Source organism: Mucilaginibacter gotjawali (assembly GCF_002355435.1).
GTDB classification, from domain to species: domain Bacteria; phylum Bacteroidota; class Bacteroidia; order Sphingobacteriales; family Sphingobacteriaceae; genus Mucilaginibacter; species Mucilaginibacter gotjawali.
In genome coordinates, this window is record NZ_AP017313.1 from 293,939 (window position 1) to 313,757 (window position 19,819).

Annotated in this window: 7 protein-coding genes; 3 read left to right on the forward strand and 4 right to left on the reverse strand. The window is 47.7% G+C overall.

Features of this window, described 5'->3' with window-relative positions; all coding sequences use genetic code 11:
- Positions 1-473: 473 nt before the first annotated feature.
- Entirely contained in the window at positions 474-4,436 is a 3,963-nt protein-coding gene (locus MgSA37_RS01435) for a cadherin-like beta sandwich domain-containing protein (protein WP_096349500.1), read from the reverse strand.
- The gene (locus MgSA37_RS01440) at positions 4,400-5,098 is read right to left on the reverse strand and encodes a hypothetical protein (protein WP_157750375.1); all 699 of its coding nucleotides are present in this window, start codon (positions 5,096-5,098) and stop codon (positions 4,400-4,402) included. The genes MgSA37_RS01435 and MgSA37_RS01440 overlap by 37 nt, the downstream gene beginning before the upstream one ends.
- 381 nt (positions 5,099-5,479) lie before the next feature.
- On the opposite strand from MgSA37_RS01440, the gene MgSA37_RS01445 reads away from it, so the two are divergent.
- The 3 genes from MgSA37_RS01445 to MgSA37_RS01455 all read left to right on the forward strand — a co-directional run bounded on the left by MgSA37_RS01445 (position 5,480) and on the right by MgSA37_RS01455 (position 11,827).
- On the forward strand, positions 5,480-5,980 hold the full coding sequence (locus tag MgSA37_RS01445; RefSeq protein WP_157750376.1) for a hypothetical protein: 501 nt from the start codon (positions 5,480-5,482) through the stop codon (positions 5,978-5,980).
- A gap of 98 nt (positions 5,981-6,078) precedes the next feature.
- A complete protein-coding gene (locus MgSA37_RS01450; protein ID WP_096349503.1) occupies positions 6,079-8,607 on the forward strand; it encodes a TonB-dependent receptor in 2,529 nt (842 codons plus the stop codon).
- Positions 8,608-8,716: 109 nt separating this feature from the next.
- Positions 8,717-11,827 (forward strand): WD40/YVTN/BNR-like repeat-containing protein, encoded by a 3,111-nt coding sequence (locus MgSA37_RS01455; protein WP_096349504.1) that lies wholly within the window; start codon positions 8,717-8,719, stop codon positions 11,825-11,827.
- 21 nt (positions 11,828-11,848) lie between these two features.
- Here the strand turns inward: MgSA37_RS01455 and MgSA37_RS01460 are convergent, their stop codons facing one another.
- Both MgSA37_RS01460 and MgSA37_RS01465 read right to left on the reverse strand, forming a co-directional pair.
- Positions 11,849-12,328 (reverse strand): hypothetical protein, encoded by a 480-nt coding sequence (locus MgSA37_RS01460; RefSeq protein WP_096349505.1) that lies wholly within the window; start codon positions 12,326-12,328, stop codon positions 11,849-11,851.
- Between the two features lie 132 nt (positions 12,329-12,460).
- Positions 12,461-19,708 (reverse strand): cadherin-like beta sandwich domain-containing protein, encoded by a 7,248-nt coding sequence (locus MgSA37_RS01465; protein ID WP_096349506.1) that lies wholly within the window; start codon positions 19,706-19,708, stop codon positions 12,461-12,463.
- Positions 19,709-19,819: the final 111 nt, after the last annotated feature.

The window sequence follows — 19,819 nt, forward strand, 5'->3', positions numbered from 1 at the left end:
TGTTTTAAGTGTAACCCTTTTTAAGTCTGAAAAACCAATACCCGGAAGCGCTCTGCAAAGGAAACAGCAGTTAAATTATCTGAAGAGCTTGAATTTTGAGCGCTCCGGGGTTGGCCAATTATTTTTTGTATCGCCTGATAAACAAAGGATAACATGATCGTTTTTTTCATTTGTGTTTGATAATGGTTTAATCCTTTATTAACTTCCGGTGATACGATGATCGTTTTTATAATTCAGGGGTATTATAAAAACAATCAATTGTACGGCTCAGAGCGGCTTAGGTTTATAGACCCTTTTATGAAATTGTTGTAGTGTTTTGGCTGACATCAACGGTTTGAAAATTAACAGATTGTCCTGCAACTGCTGGCGAAAATGATGTAACACGGGTGCATCCGGCCCTGCCCTTGTGCGCTATTAAACAAAAAGACCGCCCTGGGATAGCCAGGGCGGTCTTTTTTAAAAATAAGTCGAAATTAATACTTCAGTACGATATACCCGGTTTTATGTTTAGTTGTCCCGTTTGCGGTATAATCCAGCGAATAAAAATAAGTTCCGGGCAACTGCATTGCGCCGGTCTTGTTAGAGTGCCCGTCAAATACCCGGTTACTATTATCATACCCTTTGGCTTCAAATACCAAAGCTCCGCTGCGGTTCATGATCTGTAGTTTATTATCCGGGTAACTGGTGATCCCGTCTATCAGCAAAAAATCATTAATACCATCCCCATTGGGCGAAAGGCCCAGGTGCACAGTGATCTCTTGTCCCATCATTTGCGGATGATCGGTTGGATTACTCACACTTACCTCTGCTGACAAATTAGCGATTGCAGCCGCACGTGTTACCGTAATGGTGTAAGTTTTAGCGGTAGTGCCATTTTGGGCCTTTACCACTGTAGTAATAATGGTGTTACCTAAATTTAAAGCAATAGCGCCACTGGCTGAACCAGAAGCAACAGCTGTTCCGTTTACCGTTATGGTCGCCAGCGCGTCACTTGCTTTCGGCGTTACAGTCGTCGAAGATACCGAATTGGCGACTGATGCAGTATAACTGGTAGTTGCTGTTGCAAATGCAGGTGTTAATGGCCCTGCGCTTAGGGTTAAATTGGAAAGATTTGGATTGGCCGGCAGCGACCGTGTTAGGGTTACCGTATAGGTTTTGGTGGTTACCCCATCCTGCGCGGTTACAACCGTTGTAATGGTGTTGGGGCCTACACTTAAAGCGATAGCCCCTGAGGCGGCTCCTGAAGTTACGGCTGTTCCGTTTACCGTTATTGTTGCCGTGGCGTCACTGGTAGTTGGCGTTAAGGTTACTGATGCTTGCGAATTGGGTACCGATGCTGTATAACCGGTGGTGCCGGATGCAAATACCGGGTTAAGCGTGCCCGTGCTTAATTGCAGGTTGGCAAGGTTAGCGTTGTTTGAAAACCTGGTTACAGTTACTGTATAGGATTTTGTGGTGGTTCCATTCTGGGCTGTTACCACGGTGGTGATAACGTTCGTACCCACAGTTAAAGGAATAGCGCCCGAGGCCGTATTGTTACTTACCGCTGTACCGTTCACGGTTATGGTGGCCAGGGCATCACTTGCTTTCGGGGTCACCGTCATCGAGGTTACTGCATTGGCCACTGAAGCGGTATAACTTGTAGTTGCTGTTGCAAATGCAGGCGTTAATGTCCCGCCGCTTATGGTTAAATTGGAAAGATTAGCATTGGCGGGCAGCATCCTGGTTACGGTAACCGTATAGGTTTTGGTGGTTACGCCATCCTGTGCCGTAACAATTGTAGTAACCGTATTAGGGCCTACACTTAAAGGTATACCCCCTGAGGCTGTACCCGAACTTACCGCTGTACCGTTAACGGTTATGGTTGCCAGGGCATCGCTGGCTTTCGGCGTAACTGTTAGCGAGGTTACTGAATTGGCGACAGATGCAGTATAGCTTGTAGTTGCCGTTGCGAATACAGGCGTTAGTGTCCCCGCGCTTAGGGTTAATTTTGTAAGATCGGCATTGGCGGGCAGCGATCGTGTTACGGTAATGGTATAGGTTTTGGTGGTTCCGTTCTGGGCCTTTACCACGGTGTTTATAACATTGGTACCCACAGATAAGGGAATAGCGCCCGAGGCAGTACCCGAACTTACCGCGGTACCGTTCACCTTTATTGTTGCCAGGGCATCAGTGGCCTTCGGTGTTACGGTTATCGAGGTAATCGTATTGGCTACAGATGCGGTATAACTTGTAGTTGCTGTTGCAAATGCCGGCGTTAATGTCCCTGCACTTATGGTTAATTTTGAAAGATTGGCGTTGGCCGGCAATGACCGCGTTACGTTTACCGTATAGGTTTGGGTAGTTACGCCGTCCTGTGCCGTAACAACGGTTGTAATGGTGTTAGGGCCTACAACTAAAGGAAGGGCGCCGGAGGCCGTGCCCGAAGTTACAGCAGTGCCGTTTACTTTTATGGTTGCGGTAGCGTCGCTGGTGGTTGGTGTCAGTGTTATTGAAGCTACCGAATTAGGTACTGAGGCTGTATAACTTGTGGTGCCGGATGCAAATACCGGGTTAAGCGTTCCTGTACTTAATTGCATGTTAGCAAGGTTCGCATTGTTTGAAAAAGGCGAAGGAACTGTGGCGGTAAATAACCCGCGGCCATGGGTTGCGGCTGCCAGTGTCCTGTCAGAAGCCCGATAGGCTAACATATCCACCTCCACATTTGCCAGTCCGGTATTTGTTGGATCCCATACCGTTGACGATCCGTTGATGAGGTCGGTGGTCCACACGCCTAATTCGGTAGCAATGATCGCCTTGGTTGGGTCTCCGGGATAAAACAACGCCCAGCGAACAGGCATGTCAGGCAGGTTTCCGCTCACATTGGTCCACGTAGGGGTAGCGGCACTTGCATTCGTGGTTTGGATAACATGGGTTACGCCATAATTGGAATAGGTTACCATAATATGGTCCTCACTGGCAGGATCCACCGCAACGCATGAAACGTTGATATTACTGCCCAGGCTTGGGGCCAATACAACCCCTGCTAATGAGGTGCCTGTTTGCGCGTTGTCTACACGTACAACGCTGCCATTATCCAATCCAAAATACACACGGTTGGCGGTAATGGGGGCTACGGCCACCGTGGTTACGTTGGCACCGGCGAAAGCAGAAACAGCTACTTCGTTATAAGTGGGGCTCAAGATATTTGCCGCCCTGTAGTAGTAACCCGAAGCACTGCCGGCGTAGAGGTTTTTTGTTGAGGGATCATAAGCAGTCGGGTTGATAAACTGACCATTGCCAAACCCGCTTAAGCCATGAAAGCTAACGCCATTATCTGTAGAAACGTAATAGTTGTCGTACACATAGGAAGTTACCTGGATATTGCCATTGGTCTGGTCGATAAAAACATCAGCGCCATCGCCGCCGGTTGCCACTGACGTTGGCCCGATGCCCGCACTTGTAAATATTTGCGAGCCATTATCCTGGGCGCCCGCCAACGCGTAATTGGTGCTGGTAGGGTGCAGGGCAACTGAATAATACTGCGTAACGTTATAGCCATTGTTTTTATTCACAAAAGATGGCGTAACGTTGGCATTAACGGTATAAAATACACCACCGTCGGTACCCATCATTAAACGGGTTGATGATCCGGGCGCATAAACATAGGCGTGATGGTCTGCGTGTACGTAATTTGAAGCGGTGGTGGCAGCGCTCCAAACACTGTAGCGTGTCCAGGTTAGCCCGCCATCGGTTGATTTTTCGGCATCGAGGCTGCCAGCATATAAAACACTGGGGTTGTTAGGGTCAATCGCCGCAGCAATGGAATACCATGACTGCCCGTTGCTAAATGCCTCGGTGGGAACAGCTTTTACGGTCCAGGTATTGGCCGATTTGTTATACTGCTGTACCGAGGATAGTTTTAAATTACCGGTGCTGCTGTAATCGGGTTCAAAAAAGCCATAAACAATATTGGCATCACTGGGGGCCGTGGCTAGTTTTATCCGGTTCCAGGCGGTTGTACCCGGGGTTATCGTCCCGTTGCTCGCCGGTGTAATATTGGTCCAGGTGCCGGCATTCCCGGTATGTGTGCCGTTGACTGTAAAATCAGAAATATAAATATGCCCGGTTAAATAAATTACCCCGGTGCTTGCGTATACATCGCCGTTGGCCGCCATTTGAAGGTCGGCGCCGGCTTCGGCTGAATTGATTACATTGGTCCAGGTACTGCCGCCATCAGTTGATTGATCAACCCCAAAGCCTACAAATATATCGGTTTCACCAGCAATGTAAACATGGCCGTTTTTGTCAACCAAAATGGCGTTAATATATTTAAACCCTGCTGTACTGGCAAGATGTGCCCAGGTTGCGCCACCATCAGTTGATTTCCAAACCCCCAGCCCCTGTATGGCATCGCCATTTAAAAAACCTTCGCCGGTACCTGCATAAATTTCCAACGGATTAACCGGGTTTTGTGCAATACAACTGATAGCGATGTTGTCAAAAAATCGTTTATTTTAGTCCATTGCACCGGGGTTGCGGTAATATCACTGGTAACCCACAGGCCGCCGCCAACGCCGCCGGCAAACACTTTTTTATAGCCGTTCGCCGCATCGCCCATATCAAACATCAAGGCCCTGGTGCGGCCGCCAACATTATTGGGGCCGCGTTCAAACCATTGCATATTACTAACAGTAAACGGAGCGGATGGCAGTGCGGCGGGGGCGTTCCCTGACGGTTTTACCACGTTGCCCTGTGGTACGGCATTGTTTCTTCTAACTTTAATGTTATTCAAAAACTGATCTCTTTTTTGGCGGGCTATAAGCAGTCGCTCAAGCGGTACCCGGTTTAATTTGGGGTCGCGTTGCTGTAAAAATTCCTGGCGTCCGCGCGCGCGGATGTCGTTATCTACCCCATCCTCCAAATCATCCTCTTCCTTCTTTATTTTTTTCGTCCTTTTAAGCTTTCCGGGCTTCTGGAATTGCGAAGTATCACGCGGACTAACCGCCGTTTTCAGCGAACGCGCTGCTGCGGTTGTCCCCATTGCCTGTTGAAAGCACATAACGATCAAAAAAGCAACAACGATTTTGCAGAAGGTCTTAAAGTAGATTGTCTTCATAGCGTGAAATTTTTATATCTCTTAGGTTAATAATTGTTTTTGATTTAGATGAAATTTAACTTAAATGGCTTTACTTTCAGTTAATCTTTCCAGGCATCAGATATTCCTTATAATAGGGGTAAAAAGGATTTTAAATATAGAATAATATTTTCCGGAAAACAAATACCTTTTTTACATAGCTTATTGGTGGTCAAATTTTTATACAGCGCCTTTAATTAATTCAGCCTGTTTTTTTTATTTTAATAACAACCATTTAACATTTATTGGTACTTTTAAAGAGTTTGATTCCCCTCGTTCATTTTACACGGTATTTATTGCCTGTTACCGGATTGATCATCATTGCTTAATTTACGTCAAATCAAAAAAATAATTTCCATATCGTTGGTTTTAATACTCGGATTTAACCAGGTGGGCTTGCCTTTTTTTTATTGGGCAAAAATTCAGCTCTGCAAATTAAAAGCGGAATATGCCGAAATGGAACGGGCAGCATCAACAAAATCACTCATCGTATTTTCATCACAAAAAAAAGGTATTCAACAGGTAAACGGAAGCGAGCTGCTTGTTGCAGGCAAAATGTATGATGTGGTAAAAACCCGGTTGCATAACGGCATCAGGTATTATTATGTGGTAAGCGATAGTGATGAAGATACTTATATCCATAAACTGGCCGATACGGAAAAAGGCGACCGGGGGGAGAAATCGATGCCTGCAAAAATGTTTAAGCTTTACGAGGTGAAGTATGTAGCAGACGTGAAGAATTACGACTCCGCTTGCGTGACTTCGGATCATATCACCGGCTTTAACGTTATCAATTCTCCGTTTATTTATCCTGTTCCTTTCAAAGATATTTTCTCCCCGCCTCCAAATCTTTCATTTTCCTGAATTTCCTGATAGGTTAATAACCATAAATGTTTAGGCTTGCATTGTTCACAATGTGCCTGCCTGGATATTATTACTATTAAATTTATTATCTGAATTTTATGAAAAGACGATTACATTTTTTTTCTTTTTACCTGTTCCCTTTTTTTGTTTTTCTTGCAGGCGGCCTGGCAGCAAGCGCCCAGGGAACGCTGGGTGGCAAAATAACCGGCGGCAAAAATCACCTGCCTGTTGCCGGGGCAACCATCAGTTTTTCTGATCTGAATATATCGGCTGCATCCGACTCGCTTGGTCAATATAAGCTCTCGCGCATTCCTGATGGTTACTACCTTATTAAGGTGTCTGCAACAGGGTATGCATCTAAAATTGAATCCGTTACGATTAAAGGAAGCATCAAAAAGGATTTCCAGCTCGACGCTTCAGCCATTGAACTAAATGAAGTAGTGGTTACAGGCGTGATTGCCGCCACTGCCAGCAAGGACGCGCCTGTGCCGATCACCACGATGAACTACGACCAGTTGCTTCAAAGCTCGTCGACGAATGTGATTGACGCCATTGCCAAAGCGCCGGGCGTTTCGGCCATTACCGACGGGCAAAGCATCTCAAAGCCGGTAATTCGCGGGTTGGGTTATAACCGCGTTTTAACGGTGAACGATGGGGTGGAACAAGTTGACCAGGCCTGGTTTGATGAATTCGGCATCGAGGCCGACCCCGATGCCGTAAACCGTTATGAAATATTGAAAGGTCCGGCATCACTGGCCTATGGATCAGACGCTATTGCAGGGGTGATCAATTTAATCCCTGAAGATCCCTTGCCGGAAGGGCAGGTTAAAGGCGATGTTTTGTTAAATTACCAAACCAACAATGGTTTGATGAAAGGAATGTTTCACCTGGGCGGAACAAAAAACGGGATAGCCTGGAGCGCGAGGGTGGATAACACCATGGCGCATGCCTATCAAAATAAATACGACGGATATGTGATTAATTCGCAGTTCAGTAATTTTAATGCTGATGGTACCATCGGGCTGCACCGCAAATGGGGATACACCCAGTTGCACGCCAGCTATTTTGACTTGCAGACAGGTATAGTGGATGGTACGCGCGATTCAGTATCCGGTCAGTTAATGCGGCCCGTTGCTTACCCCGATCTTAATGGAGGAGCCCCAACTTATGAAATCCCAACGCACCAGGAGCAGACTACCTATACGCCGTTTGTGATCAACCAAAAAATACATCACACCAAAATTGTTTGGGACAATAGCGTTGCTGTTGGCGAAGGACGCATAAAAGGCATATTCTCATGGCAGAAAAACCAGCGGCAGGAATTGAACGACCCTACCATACCCAATACCGCCGATATTTATTATTCGTCAAACGCTGCGACCTATGATCTGCGGTATATTTCGCCGAATTTAAACGGGTTCAATTTTTCTACCGGCACCAACGGGGTTTATCAATCGTCCCAAAGCCTGGGTACATTGCTGCTGATCCCCAATTATAACTTTTTTGAGATCGGCGCTTTTGCTATCGCCAATAAAAAGATCGGCAGGTTTAATTTAAGCGGCGGGATCCGTTATGATGAGAGAACGTTTAACGGCATCGATCATTGGGTTGATTCAACCACCCAGGCGCCGGTTGCACCTGGCGCAACTAATGGCTTTCATGAATTCCCAGGGTTTACCTCGCATTTCAGCGGGATGTCGTTCAGTTTTGGCGGCACTTATGATATTTCAAAAAGCGCTTATGTAAAAGCTAATATCGCCAGGGGCTGGCGGGCGCCCAACGTTGCCGAAGCAGCTGCCAATGGTGTACATGATGGTACGGTAGTTTATGAAATAGGCGACCCGTCACTTAAGCCGGAAACCAGTTTGGAAGAAGATATTGCCTTTGGCGTAAATGCAAAAGATGTTGATTTTGAGGTTGACCTGTTTAACAACAGCATCAGTGATTTTATTTATGCAAGAGGTTTAAAAAATTCAATGGGTGCTGATTCTATCAACAACTCCCTGAATGCCGTTGGTTTGGGCGCTGCGCCGGTGTATAAATACAGCCAGGGCGGTGCGCAATTGTATGGCGGAGAAATTACTTTTAATGTACACCCTTCGGCTATATCATGGGTGCAGTTGAATACCACTTTAAGTTATGTAAAAGGCGGACTGCAGCATGCGCCCGACTCTACCAAATATTTGCCTTTTGTACCACCAACCCGGATTACAGCGGACCTGAAATTCCCGGTCAATCCTGCCGGCGGTCCCATCAAAAATGCCTACCTGAAATTCGGTATGTTAAGTTGCTTTCAGCAAAATGATGTTTATCAGCAGTTTGCCATTTACAGCGGGTTAAATACCGCATTAACACCTTATGAATATGCAGCGAGTAAGTCGGCAACCAAAGGATACACCTTATTTAATGTGGGTGCGGGCGGTGATATTGTTGCGAAGGGGAAAACAGTTTGCAAGCTTTATTTAATCTGCAATAACCTGTTTAACACTGCTTATATTGATTATATGAGCCGTTTTAAATATAACCCGGTAAATTATACAACCGGCAGGGTCGGTGTGTTTAATATGGGCAGGAATTTGAGTTTGAAGCTGTTGATCCCGCTTGACTTTACGCCGGAGCGGAAATAATTGGGGGGAATTAGGGCGGTCTTCGGTCAGTTGACTATCTGAATTTGAACATCAGGAATATTGAGGTATATTTAAAGCCTGTTTAAATTTTAGATTAAATTTTTCAACTATGAGATCGCCTTACCCTTCCCCCAAATTTGCAAGTGTTATTGTTTTATTATTTTTTTCGTTAACGGTTAATGCCCAAAAAATAGATCCTTCGGCCTATAACATGCTGCAATGGCGGATGATCGGGCCGCACCGCGGCGGAAGAACCGTTGGCGCCACGGGCGTGGTACAACAACCGAATGTTTTTTATATAGGGGTAAACAATGGCGGGGTTTGGAAAACCATAGATTATGGCAGAACCTGGCAGCCGGTTTTTGATGAGCAGCCCACCGGGTCCATCGGCGATGTTGCTGTTGCGCCGTCAAATCCAAACGTGGTTTATGCCGGCAGCGGCGAGGGCATCCAGCGGCCCGACCTTTCGGTTGGCGATGGTGTTTATAAATCAACCGACGCAGGCAAAACATGGATAAATACGGGACTAAAAGATGCGCAGCAAATAGGCGGACTGGCTGTAGACCCTAAAGATGAAAACAAGGTTTTTGTGGCGGCCCTTGGCCATCCCTACGGGCCAAATACAGAAAGAGGGGTTTACCGCAGCACCAATGGCGGCAAATCCTGGGAAAGGGTATTATATAAAGATGAAAATACGGGCGCGATACAGGTGACGATCGACCCAACCAATTCAAATATTATTTATGCCGACCTATGGGCCGGCCGGCAGGGCCCCTGGGAAAACGGCGAATGGGAAGGTACCGAAAGCGGCTTGTTCAAATCAACCGATGGCGGTACTACCTGGGTTAAATTAACCAAAGGGTTGCCATCGGCTGCCGATGGTTTGGGGCGGATTGGTTTTTGTATAGCGGCCAGCAACCCGAAACGGATGTATGCCTGCGTGGATGCTACGAAAGGCGGCGGTTTATACCGCTCGGATGATGGCGGGGAATCATGGAAAGAACAAAGTACGGATGAGCGCCTTTGGGAACGCGGCGACGATTTTGCAGAGTGCAAGGTGGATCCTCAAAATGCTGATGTGGTTTATATTGCCAATGTGGTTACCTGGAAATCAACAGATGGCGGCAAAACCTGGCTGGCAATCCGCGGCGCACCCGGTGGTGATGACTATCACCGCTTGTGGATCAATCCGGAACATCCTGAAATTATTTTGCTGGTAAGCGACCAGGGCGCTGAAATTACCGTGAACGGCGGCCAGTCATGGAGCTCCTGGTATAACCAGCCAACGGCGCAGTTTTATCACGTAAGTGCAGATAATGCTTTCCCCTATAATGTTTACGGCGGGCAGCAGGAAAGCGGCTCGGTAGGCATTGCCAGCCGTGGTAACGACGGACAGATCACTTTCAGGGAATGGCACCCGGTAGGTGCCGAAGAATATGGCTATGTAGCCGCCGACCCGCTTAACCCGGATATTATTTATGGCGGTAAACTTACCAAATATGATAAGCGCACAGGCCAGGTTCAAAATATATCGCCACAAATTGGAAGAAGAGGCAACTATCGCTTTTTGCGGACAGCGCCGGTTATCTTCTCAACTGTCGACCCAAAGAGCCTGTTTTACGCGGGCAACGTGTTGTTTAAAACCATTAACGGCGGTAACTCCTGGGCTGTTCTTAGTCCCGACCTCACCAGGAGCAGCTGGGAGATCCCTAAAAGTGTGGGCATTTATAACAGCGATAAATTAAAAACGATGCCAAGGCGCGGAGTGATCTATACCGTTGCGCCGTCACACAAAAATATTAATACCATTTGGATAGGTACAGATGACGGCTTGATACAATTGACCAATGACGGCGGCAAAACCTGGAAAAATATAACACCGGAAGAAATTACCTCATGGAACAAGGTCTCGCTCATCGATGCCGGTCATTTTGATGACCTGACCGCTTATGCCGCCATTAATAAGATCAAGCTGGATGATATGAATCCGTACATCTACAAAACACACGATGGTGGTAAAACCTGGAAAAAGATAGTGAATGGTTTGCCGCGCGATCCGGTGAACGCGGTTAGGGAGGATCCTGATTGCAAAGGTCTGCTTTTTGCCGGAACTGAAAGAGCGGTTTATGTTTCTTTTAACGACGGGGAACTATGGCAGCCTTTAAAGCTGAATATGCCTGCAACCTCCATACGGGATTTGGTTATTAAGGATAACGACCTGGTAGTTGGCACGCATGGCCGTTCGTTCTGGATCATGGATGATATTGCAGCATTGCGCAACCTTGCCAAACTAAAAAACGCCAGGGAGACTGCTTTATATGAAACCGGTTTTGCCTGGAGGGTGCGCTGGAACATGAACAGCGATACCCCTCTGCCGCAGGAAGAGCCTGCCGGGCAAAACCCGCCTGACGGCGCAATTATTGATTATTATTTAAATGACGATGCAAAGGGAGTGGTCAGTATGGAAATACTTGACGCGACCGGTAACGTGGTGCGTACTTACAAAAGTAACGATGCGCCTTACGAGGTACCGCCGGTAAATATCCCGCTATACTGGATTAGGCCGCAGCAGATACTTTCGGCAGCGAAAGGCGCGCACCGGTTTATCTGGGATATGCATATGCAGCCGCTTAATTTGCCGCCTGATTACGCCATCGCTGCTATTTATGGCCAAACAGCGCCAAATCCAACATCGCCATGGGTAATGCCAGGCGTTTACACCGTGAAGCTGACCGTAGATGGTAAAACCTATACCCGGCCGCTAACTATTAAAATGGACCCAAGGGTAAAAACACCCGGGATCGAACTAAAAAAACAATACGACCTTTCGGATAAATGTTACGTCGAATATAAACAGGCTACAGCCGCTATGGATAAACTGCAAAGTTTACAAATACAGGCCGAAAAAATATTGCCCAATGCAACCGGTGCTTTGGCCGCCTCATTAAAAAGTATGGCCGCTGATGCCTCAAAATTGGAAAAAGGGGAGCAGGCAAGCAAGCAGGACGGCTTTGCAAGCGTAAAAGGGAAGCTGTTCGGCTTGATGAATTTAATGCAGCAAAGTGATATGCCGGTAACTACGCAGGTTTCAGGGGCGGTTACGGATGCCGATGCTTCGTTTAAGCGACTGAAATTGCAATTCAGCAGTCTTACCGGTGATAAGCTTAATTTATTGAATGAGCAGTTAATGAAGGCGGCCCTGGGAAAGATTGTTTTGTAAGTTGGAATTTAAGCGGGTGATTTATGGCATCAGATCGGGCGTAAGTTCGGCAACGGATTCGTTCGATCTGATATAAACAGATTTACCGTTTAATGTGCCGGTTAATATGAACGAACATGCTTCAGGTTTTTCAATTTTCCCCCGGAGTGTCAGTATTAACTGAGTTATTTTGCTTTTGCGGCCGGTTTTAATTATTACCGGCATATTGGTGTTTTTTAAGGTGCCGGCAGTTATTGTATCCTGTTCTGCCTGCACCGTTTCCACTTTATATTGGTTTCCATCTATAAAGGCTGTTTCCCAAACCGGCGATTCATTTTTCCTGCTTACTTTAAGGTAACAGATCAGTTGGGTTGTTTTGCCCTGTAAATGCTTTCCGTTTCTGTCGGCAGGTACGTTGCCGTTATATTGCGTTTTTGTAAAAAGCCAGACCTTTTGCACGTGGTATTCACCCTGCAGACTATAAAAGGAGAGCAAAAAGGAGAGCCATAGTACTTTGATCATGATTGATAAAAGTAAGTAATCATTTCATTTAAAACGCTATCGGGCAAAAGGTTGTTGTCCTGAAAAAATTATCCTTTTTATCTGAAAAGGTTAGAAACTGATCGCCAGTCTCTAACCTCTGATTAACTCACCTCAATACTTCAGTATAATAAACCCTGTTTTATGTTTGGTTACCCCCTGGTCGGTATAATCAAGCGAATAAAAATAGGTGCCCGGCAATTGCATGGCACCGTTTTTATTTGAATGCCCGTCAAATACCCTGGTACTGTTATCGTAACCTTTGGCTTCGAAAATTAACTGACCGGTTCTGTTCATGATCTGTAGTTTATTATCCGGGTATGCGGTGATGCCATCAATTAACAGGAAATCGTTGATGCCGTCGCCGTTGGGTGATAAACCCTGGTGCACCATAATTTCTTCCCCCATCATTTGCGGATGTTCGGTTGGATCGCTTACACTGATCTCCCCCGACAAATTGGCGATGGTAGCCGCCCGCGTTACGGTGATGGTATAGGTTTTGGTGGTGGTTCCGTTTTGGGCTGTTACTACTGTAGTAATAATGGTATTGCCCAAACTTAAAGCAATGGCGCCACTGGCTGATCCCGAAGCTACGGCAGTGCCGTTTACTTTTACCGTTGCCAGCGCGTCGGCGCATTTGGGGGTGACGGTAACTGAAGCCACCGCATTAGCCACAGCTATGGTATAGCTTGTAGTCGCCGTTGCAAATACGGGCGTTAAAGCCCCTGCGCTCAGGGTTAAATTTGAAAGATTGGCATTGGCGGGCAGCAGCCGTGTTACGGTTACGGTATAGGTTTTGGTGGTTACTCCATCCTGTGCGGTAACCACGGTTGTAATGGTATTGGTGCCAACATTTAAAGGGATGGCTGCCGAGGCAGTGCCCGAAGTTAAAGCGGTACCATTTACCGTAATCGTGGCGTTAGCGTCGCTCGTGGTAGGGGTTACCGATACCGAGGTTACAGAATTGACTTCGGATGCCGTATAACTGGTGGTAGCCGAAACAAATACAGGGCTAAGCGTTCCGGTGCTGAGCGTTAACGCGGAAAGGCCGGCATTGGCAGACACAGCCCTTGTTACGGTGATGGTATAGGTTTTGGTGGTGGTGCCATTTTGGGCAGTTACTACCGTGGTGATGACATTGGCACCCACGTTTAAAGGAATAGCACCAGAAGCCGTATTGGTACTTACTGAAGTGCCGTTTACTGTTATGGTTGCTGTTGCATCAGTTGCTTTCGGAGTTACGGTTACCGAGGTTACCGTGTTGGCTACGGATGCGGAATAACTGGTCGTAGCTGTTGCAAACACAGGTGTTAAAGTACCTGCGCTTATACTTAATGCAGCAAGGTTAGCATTGGCAGACAATGCGCGGGTAATGGTTAGGGTATAGGTTTTAGTAGTAGTGCCATCTTGTGCCGTTACTAGCGTTGTAATTACATTAGCACCTACATTTAGAGCGATAGCTGCTGAGGCTGTGCCGGATGCAACAGTAACGCCGTTTACTTTTAGTGTAGCCGTTGCGTCACTTAACGTTGGGGTTACTGTGACAGAAGTTACCGTATTGGCAACGGAAGATTTGTAAGTGATAGTGCCGCTGGCAAACACAGGTGTTAGTGTGCCGGTACTAATGGTTAATGCAGAGAGTGTTGCAATGCTGGATCCGGCCCTGTTTACAACGATGGTATAAGTTTGCGTGCTTACACCATCCTGGCCGGTAATTACAATGGTTATGGTATTTGGCCCGACATTCAGATCTACGGGGCTTGAGGCAGCGCCTGGTTTTACCCCGATACCGTCAACAGTAACAAATGCATTTGGATCTGTTGCGATTGGAGTTACCGTGATTGAACTTACACTATTGGCTACGCTTTCATTATAATTTGCCGTTGTTGAGCTAAACGCAGGCGATAGAGTACCTGAACTTGTAGTAAGCCCGGATAGTGTAGTGATGGCCGACGCTGCCTTTGTTACGGTTATTGTATAAGTTTTGGTGGTAGTACCGTTTTGAGCGGTGACTACCGTAGTGATAACGTTATCGCCTGCAAACAGCGTAATTGGAGCTGATGCCGTACCTGAGGTTACAGCTGCACCATTTACAGTAACGGTAGCAGTTGTTACGCTTGTTGTTGGCGTTACGGTTATGGTTGAAACCGAACTTGCTACCGACGCCGTGTATGTTAAAGTAGCAGCAGCGAAAACAGGTGTCAATGTGCCGCTGCTTATTACAAGATGTGAAAGGTTTGCATTTGCCGAAGCGGCCCTGGTAACGGCAATGCTATAATTTTGTGTGGTGGTGCCGTCAGATCCGGTTACTACCACGCTGATATTGTTTACACCCACAACAAGCGGTAAACTGGCAGATGCGGTGCCCGAAGCTACGGCGGTGCCGTTCACTTTTACAGTGGCGGCAGCATCGCTGGTAGTAGGTGTTACGGTTAATGTTGTTACAGTATTGGCTACACCTGCTATGTATGATAAGGTTGCTGAAGCAAAGGCAGGCGACAGCGTGCCCGCACTTAAAACTAAAGCTGAAAGGTTAACGTTTACGCCAACGGCCCGTGTTATAACAACGGTATAAGTGCTGGTTGTTGTACCATCCTGCGCAGTAACGATGGTTGTAACGGTATTTTGGCCCACATTCAGCGGAACATTTACCGGGGTTGATGGTCCGGCTATTGTTCCATTTACTTTCACAGTGGCCGTTGCGTCAACAACAGTAGGTAATACATTAACCGAGGTTACAGCATTGGTTACACTTGCAGTGTAGGAATAGGTGGTAGCAATAAAATTGGGGCTCAGCGTTCCAGCACTGATCGCCAGGTTGGCAAGCAAAGCATTTGATGATGCAGTCCGCGTAATTACTATGGTATAAGTTCGGGTTGATGTCCCATTTTGGGCCGTCACTTTTGTAGTTATCGTATTTTGGCCGGGCTGCAGCGCAATAGCCCCCGATGCCACACCAGAGACAACGGCTACACCATTTACCTGCACCGTTGCATGTGATTCTGCGGTTGTTGGTGTTATCGTAACGGAGGTTACGGAGAAAGGAACGGTAGCCGTATAGCTGAGCGTTGCCGCTGCAAAAACAGGGCTTAAGGTCCCGGAGCTTATTACCAGTTTTGATAGTGCCGGATTATTTGATAAAACCGCTCCGTTTACGGTTATGTTTACCGTTGCTGCTTTTCCTCCCCCTGCGTTATACCCGGTAACGGTATAATTGGTAGCGGGGCTGGCCACAGTTGGCGTTCCGGTTATAATGCCTGATGTGCCGCTGATAGCCAAACCCGCAGGCAATGCCGGGTTTACATAATACCCGCCAACGAGTTTGATTTCTTTTGCCTCGTTATTGCTGAAATCAGCAACATACACATTTCCGGCAAAATCAACTGCTACGCCGTATGGATTGGCAAAGCCGGACCCAATAGTAACCGGCGCGCCGCCTGCTACGGGAATTTCTTTAACAGCGTTTGATGTGCGATCAGCAACAAATACATTTCCCAGGTTATCAACTGCAACGCCATATACAGAAATAAATCCGGAGCCGATAACAACAGGAGCGCCACCTGCAGCAGGAATCTTTTTTACTGCATTATTTCCTGAATCGCCAACATAAACATTACCCGCTGCGTCTACTGCGATACCAAAAGGGTGGCTAAAGCCAGTCCCAAGGGCAGTAATGGTGCCTGTTCCTGCAGCGATCTTTTTCACTGCATTATTTCCATAATCAGCAACATAAACATTGCCCGCGGCGTCAACCGCTACACCGGCAGGGTTGCTGAAGCCCGAGCCGATAGCCGTGGGCGTGCCTGTGCCGCCCGTTATTTTTTTAACCGAGTTATTGCCGCCATCACCTATGTAAATATTTCCGGTCGCATCAATTGCAATACCAACAGGTAATAAAAAGCCCGAACCAACTATTGTTGGGCTTTGACTGCCCGGTGCAAATTTATAAACAGAACTGCCGGTATTGTTGGTTACAAAAACATTGCCGGTAGCATCAACAGCCAGTGCTTCAGGAGCGCTTAAGCCAAGGGCCAAAACCGATGGCACAGCGCCAAAGCCCTGGGTGGCTACGCCGCTGCTGGTTGGGGCAAGCGCTGTAATAGTAGTACCCATGGTATAAACCTGGGGGGTGGTGTAACTAACGGCCGGCAACGCTGGTGCATTTACGGTAATATTTACCCGGTTATAATTACTTCCGGAAGTATTGTAACCCCAAACAATATAGTCCTGCCCCACAACAGCCGTAGTCGGCGTTCCGCTTATGGTACCAGTTGTGTTATTGATTGTTAATCCGGCAGGAAGTGCATGGTCTACAAAAAAACCGCCATTGGGGATGAACTCCTTTACCGAAGCATTGTTATAATCGGCGACGTATAGCGCACTGGCAGGCGCTGCGTAGGTAGCGGTTGGCTGCGCGATGGCGATACACGAAGGCTGGCTTACTGAAGTGCTGAGCGTAAGTATAGTGGTGCTTCCGAAAGGAACCTCTTTGATGGCATTATTTGTGCCATCAGCTACAAAAACGTTCCCCGTTCCGTCAACCGCAACGCCATAGGCATTATTGAAACCTGATCCGATTGACGTATGTGTGCCGCCGCCCGCAGGTACTTTAATTATTGAGCCCGTGCCGGTAGTCCCGATGTAAACATTTCCGGCAGCATCAGCAGCCACGCTTAGTGGGGCGCTGTAACCACTGCCTATGGTAACAATTGAATTATCACTTGCGAGCAGTTCTTTTACCAATCCGCTGCCGTTATCTGCCACATATAAATTTCCGTACCCATCAACAGCCAGCCCGGTTGGATGGCTGAACCCACTGCCTACGGCAACAGGTGTAGTAGTTCCGGAGAAGATCTTTTTGATGGCATTGTTATTGTAATCAGCAATGTAAATATTTCCAAAGAAATCTACAGCCACTGCGGTTGGGCCGTTAAAGCCTGACCCTACGGTAACCGGGCTGCCACCGCCGACCGGGAATTTCTTTACCACATTCGCGGTGTAATCAGCAACATACATATTCCCCTGTACATCCAGCGCAACGCCGCGCGGATTGGTAAAATTTGACCCAACGGCTAACCCTGTAGCAGGATACGATGGCGCCAGCACACCGTTGGCAACCGGTGTAACCGGGGTAATAGCAGTGCCTGCATTATAAACTAACGCAACGTTATTGTTGTAAACCAACGTAGGCGCTGCACCGGCCGCTACGGTAATGTTCACCACAAAAGAGAATCCGCCCAGGCTGTTATAAGCTGATGCCGTGTAATTTATGGATGGCCTTGCTGTGGTTGGTGTTCCGGTTATGGTACCGGTACTGGTATCGAAGTTTAAGCCTGCAGGGAGCGATGGACTGATATAAAAACCACCGTTAGGCACTACTTTAGTAACGGAGTTATGCCCTGCATCGGCTACTAAAATATTTCCGTAAATATCTACTGCCAGGCCCTGAGGCGTACTGAACCCGGTAGCAATAACAGCAGGAGTATTGCTTCCTGCCGGGATTTTTTTAACAGAACCCGCGGTATGTTCGGTAACAAAAATATTCCCAAGGGCATCCACCGCAACACCTGTTGGTGAAACGAATCCTGATCCTATGGTGATTGCCGCGCCGCCATTTGCCGGAAGTTCGGTAACCAGGTTTGTTCCTGCATCAGAAACATATACATTTCCTGCGCCGTCAGCCGCTACCGCATTTGGTGTGGTAAACGCCGTACTTAGTGTAACGGTTGCTCCGCCGCCAACGGGGATCTTTTTTATCGCATGATTGCCCTGGTCGGCAACGTATACGTTGCCGAGAAAATCGACGGCTACGCTGACAGGGCTGCTAAAGCCTGTGCCGACGCTTACCGGGGTATTGCTGCCGAAAGGTATTTTTTTGACCAGGTTGTTGGTCTTATCCGCCACATAAATATTCCCGGTTATATCAATAGCTACCCCCGAAGGCGCGCTGAATCCGGAACCCAGGGTTGCTGTAACGCCTCCCCCGGCGGGGATCTCTTTAATCGCGTTGTTGGCCATGTCAGCCACATAAATATTGCCTGCAGCATCAGAAGTTACCGCATTTGGCGAACTAAAGCCGGTAGCAACTGCGGCAAGGGTACTGCTGTAGCCCGGCGCGCCAACTGTGCCGGTAACTACCGGCGAACGCGGTGAAATAGCCACCCCGGTATTATAACTGAGCGGTGTGTTATAGTAAAACGAAAGACCGCTTACCTGGATATTTGCCTGCGCCGTGCTGCCGCCGCCCGTGGTGGCGTAAGCAGTGATGGTATAGTTAGTGGCGGGGCTCACCTTTGTTGGCGTGCCGGTAAAAACACCTGTTGTGCCATTGAAACTTAATCCCGGAGGAAGGGATGTGGCGAAATAACCGCCGATCGGGATGATCTCACGCACATAACCGTCGCCATTATCGCCTGCAAACACATAACCTGAATTGGCGATGGTAACGCTCACCGGCACGTTTATACCCGAACCTATGGTTACGGGAGTTGTAGTCCCGGCCGCTATTTCCTTTACCGCGCCGTTGCCCGCATCGGCAATAAACAAATCTCCTTCAAGGTCGATAGCCAGGCCCTGTGGCTGGTTAAATCCTGACCCGATAGTTATTAATGCACCGCCTGCTGCAGGGATCTCTTTCACCGTATTATTACCCTGGTCGGCTACAAAAACGTTTCCCAAAGCATCCACAGCGATGCCGGTGGGGGATACAAATCCCGAGCCCAAACTAACAGCGGCTCCGCCGCCCACGGGTACCTTTTTTACAGCCGCATTTCCCTGGTCGGTTACGTAAACATTGCCCGCAAGGTCAACCGCCACTCCGTAAGGATGGTTAAACCCGGTGGCAATGGTGGCAGGGGTGTTGCTCCCCGCAGGAATCTTTTTAATCACGTTATTGCCATAATCGGCCACATAAATATTGCCGCCCGCGTCAGCAGTTAAGCCGTATGGAGCACTAAAGCCCGAGCCCACAAGCACCTTGCTTGCGTTACCGCCGCCATAGGGTATTTTGGTGATGGTATTTGCCACCGCATCGGCAATAAAAACATCCCCGGCGCCATTAACGGCTACGCCTGATGTGCTGCTGAAACCTGAAGCCAGCGTAACCGCGTTAACGTTATATGCTGGCGCACCAACGCCGCTGGTTGCCGGAGCAAGCGGTGTTATAGCTGTATTTACTACAAAGTTTTTGGCGGCATAACTGAACACCGGTTGTGCAACGCTGTGCAAAGAAATAGCCGAAAAAAGGCTGCATATAATGATGGAATACAATAATAGCCTGTTTTTGGGATGGCAGCCGCCAAACGGACGGCGGCTTATAAAAAAGTACTTCAAAGGGTTGCGGGATGATAATTTCTTTTTCATTGCGTGAGCGGATTGTTGCGTTGGGGATAATTTATTAAGCTTAAACAGTGCTTAATTTTTAAGCTGATTATGTTTATAGTAACATAAAAGTGACAATGTTTTGCCGATTCA

Bases quoted from the DNA above. Each gene is read 5' to 3' on its own strand.
- MgSA37_RS01455 (WP_096349504.1), top strand. From the start codon at position 8,717: ATGAGATCGCCTTACCCTTCCCCCAAATTTGCAAGTGTTATTGTTTTA.
- MgSA37_RS01460 (WP_096349505.1), bottom strand. From the start codon at position 12,328: ATGATCAAAGTACTATGGCTCTCCTTTTTGCTCTCCTTTTATAGTCTG.
- MgSA37_RS01440 (WP_157750375.1), bottom strand. From the start codon at position 5,098: ATGAAGACAATCTACTTTAAGACCTTCTGCAAAATCGTTGTTGCTTTT.
- MgSA37_RS01465 (WP_096349506.1), bottom strand. From the start codon at position 19,708: ATGAAAAAGAAATTATCATCCCGCAACCCTTTGAAGTACTTTTTTATA.
- MgSA37_RS01450 (WP_096349503.1), top strand. From the start codon at position 6,079: ATGAAAAGACGATTACATTTTTTTTCTTTTTACCTGTTCCCTTTTTTT.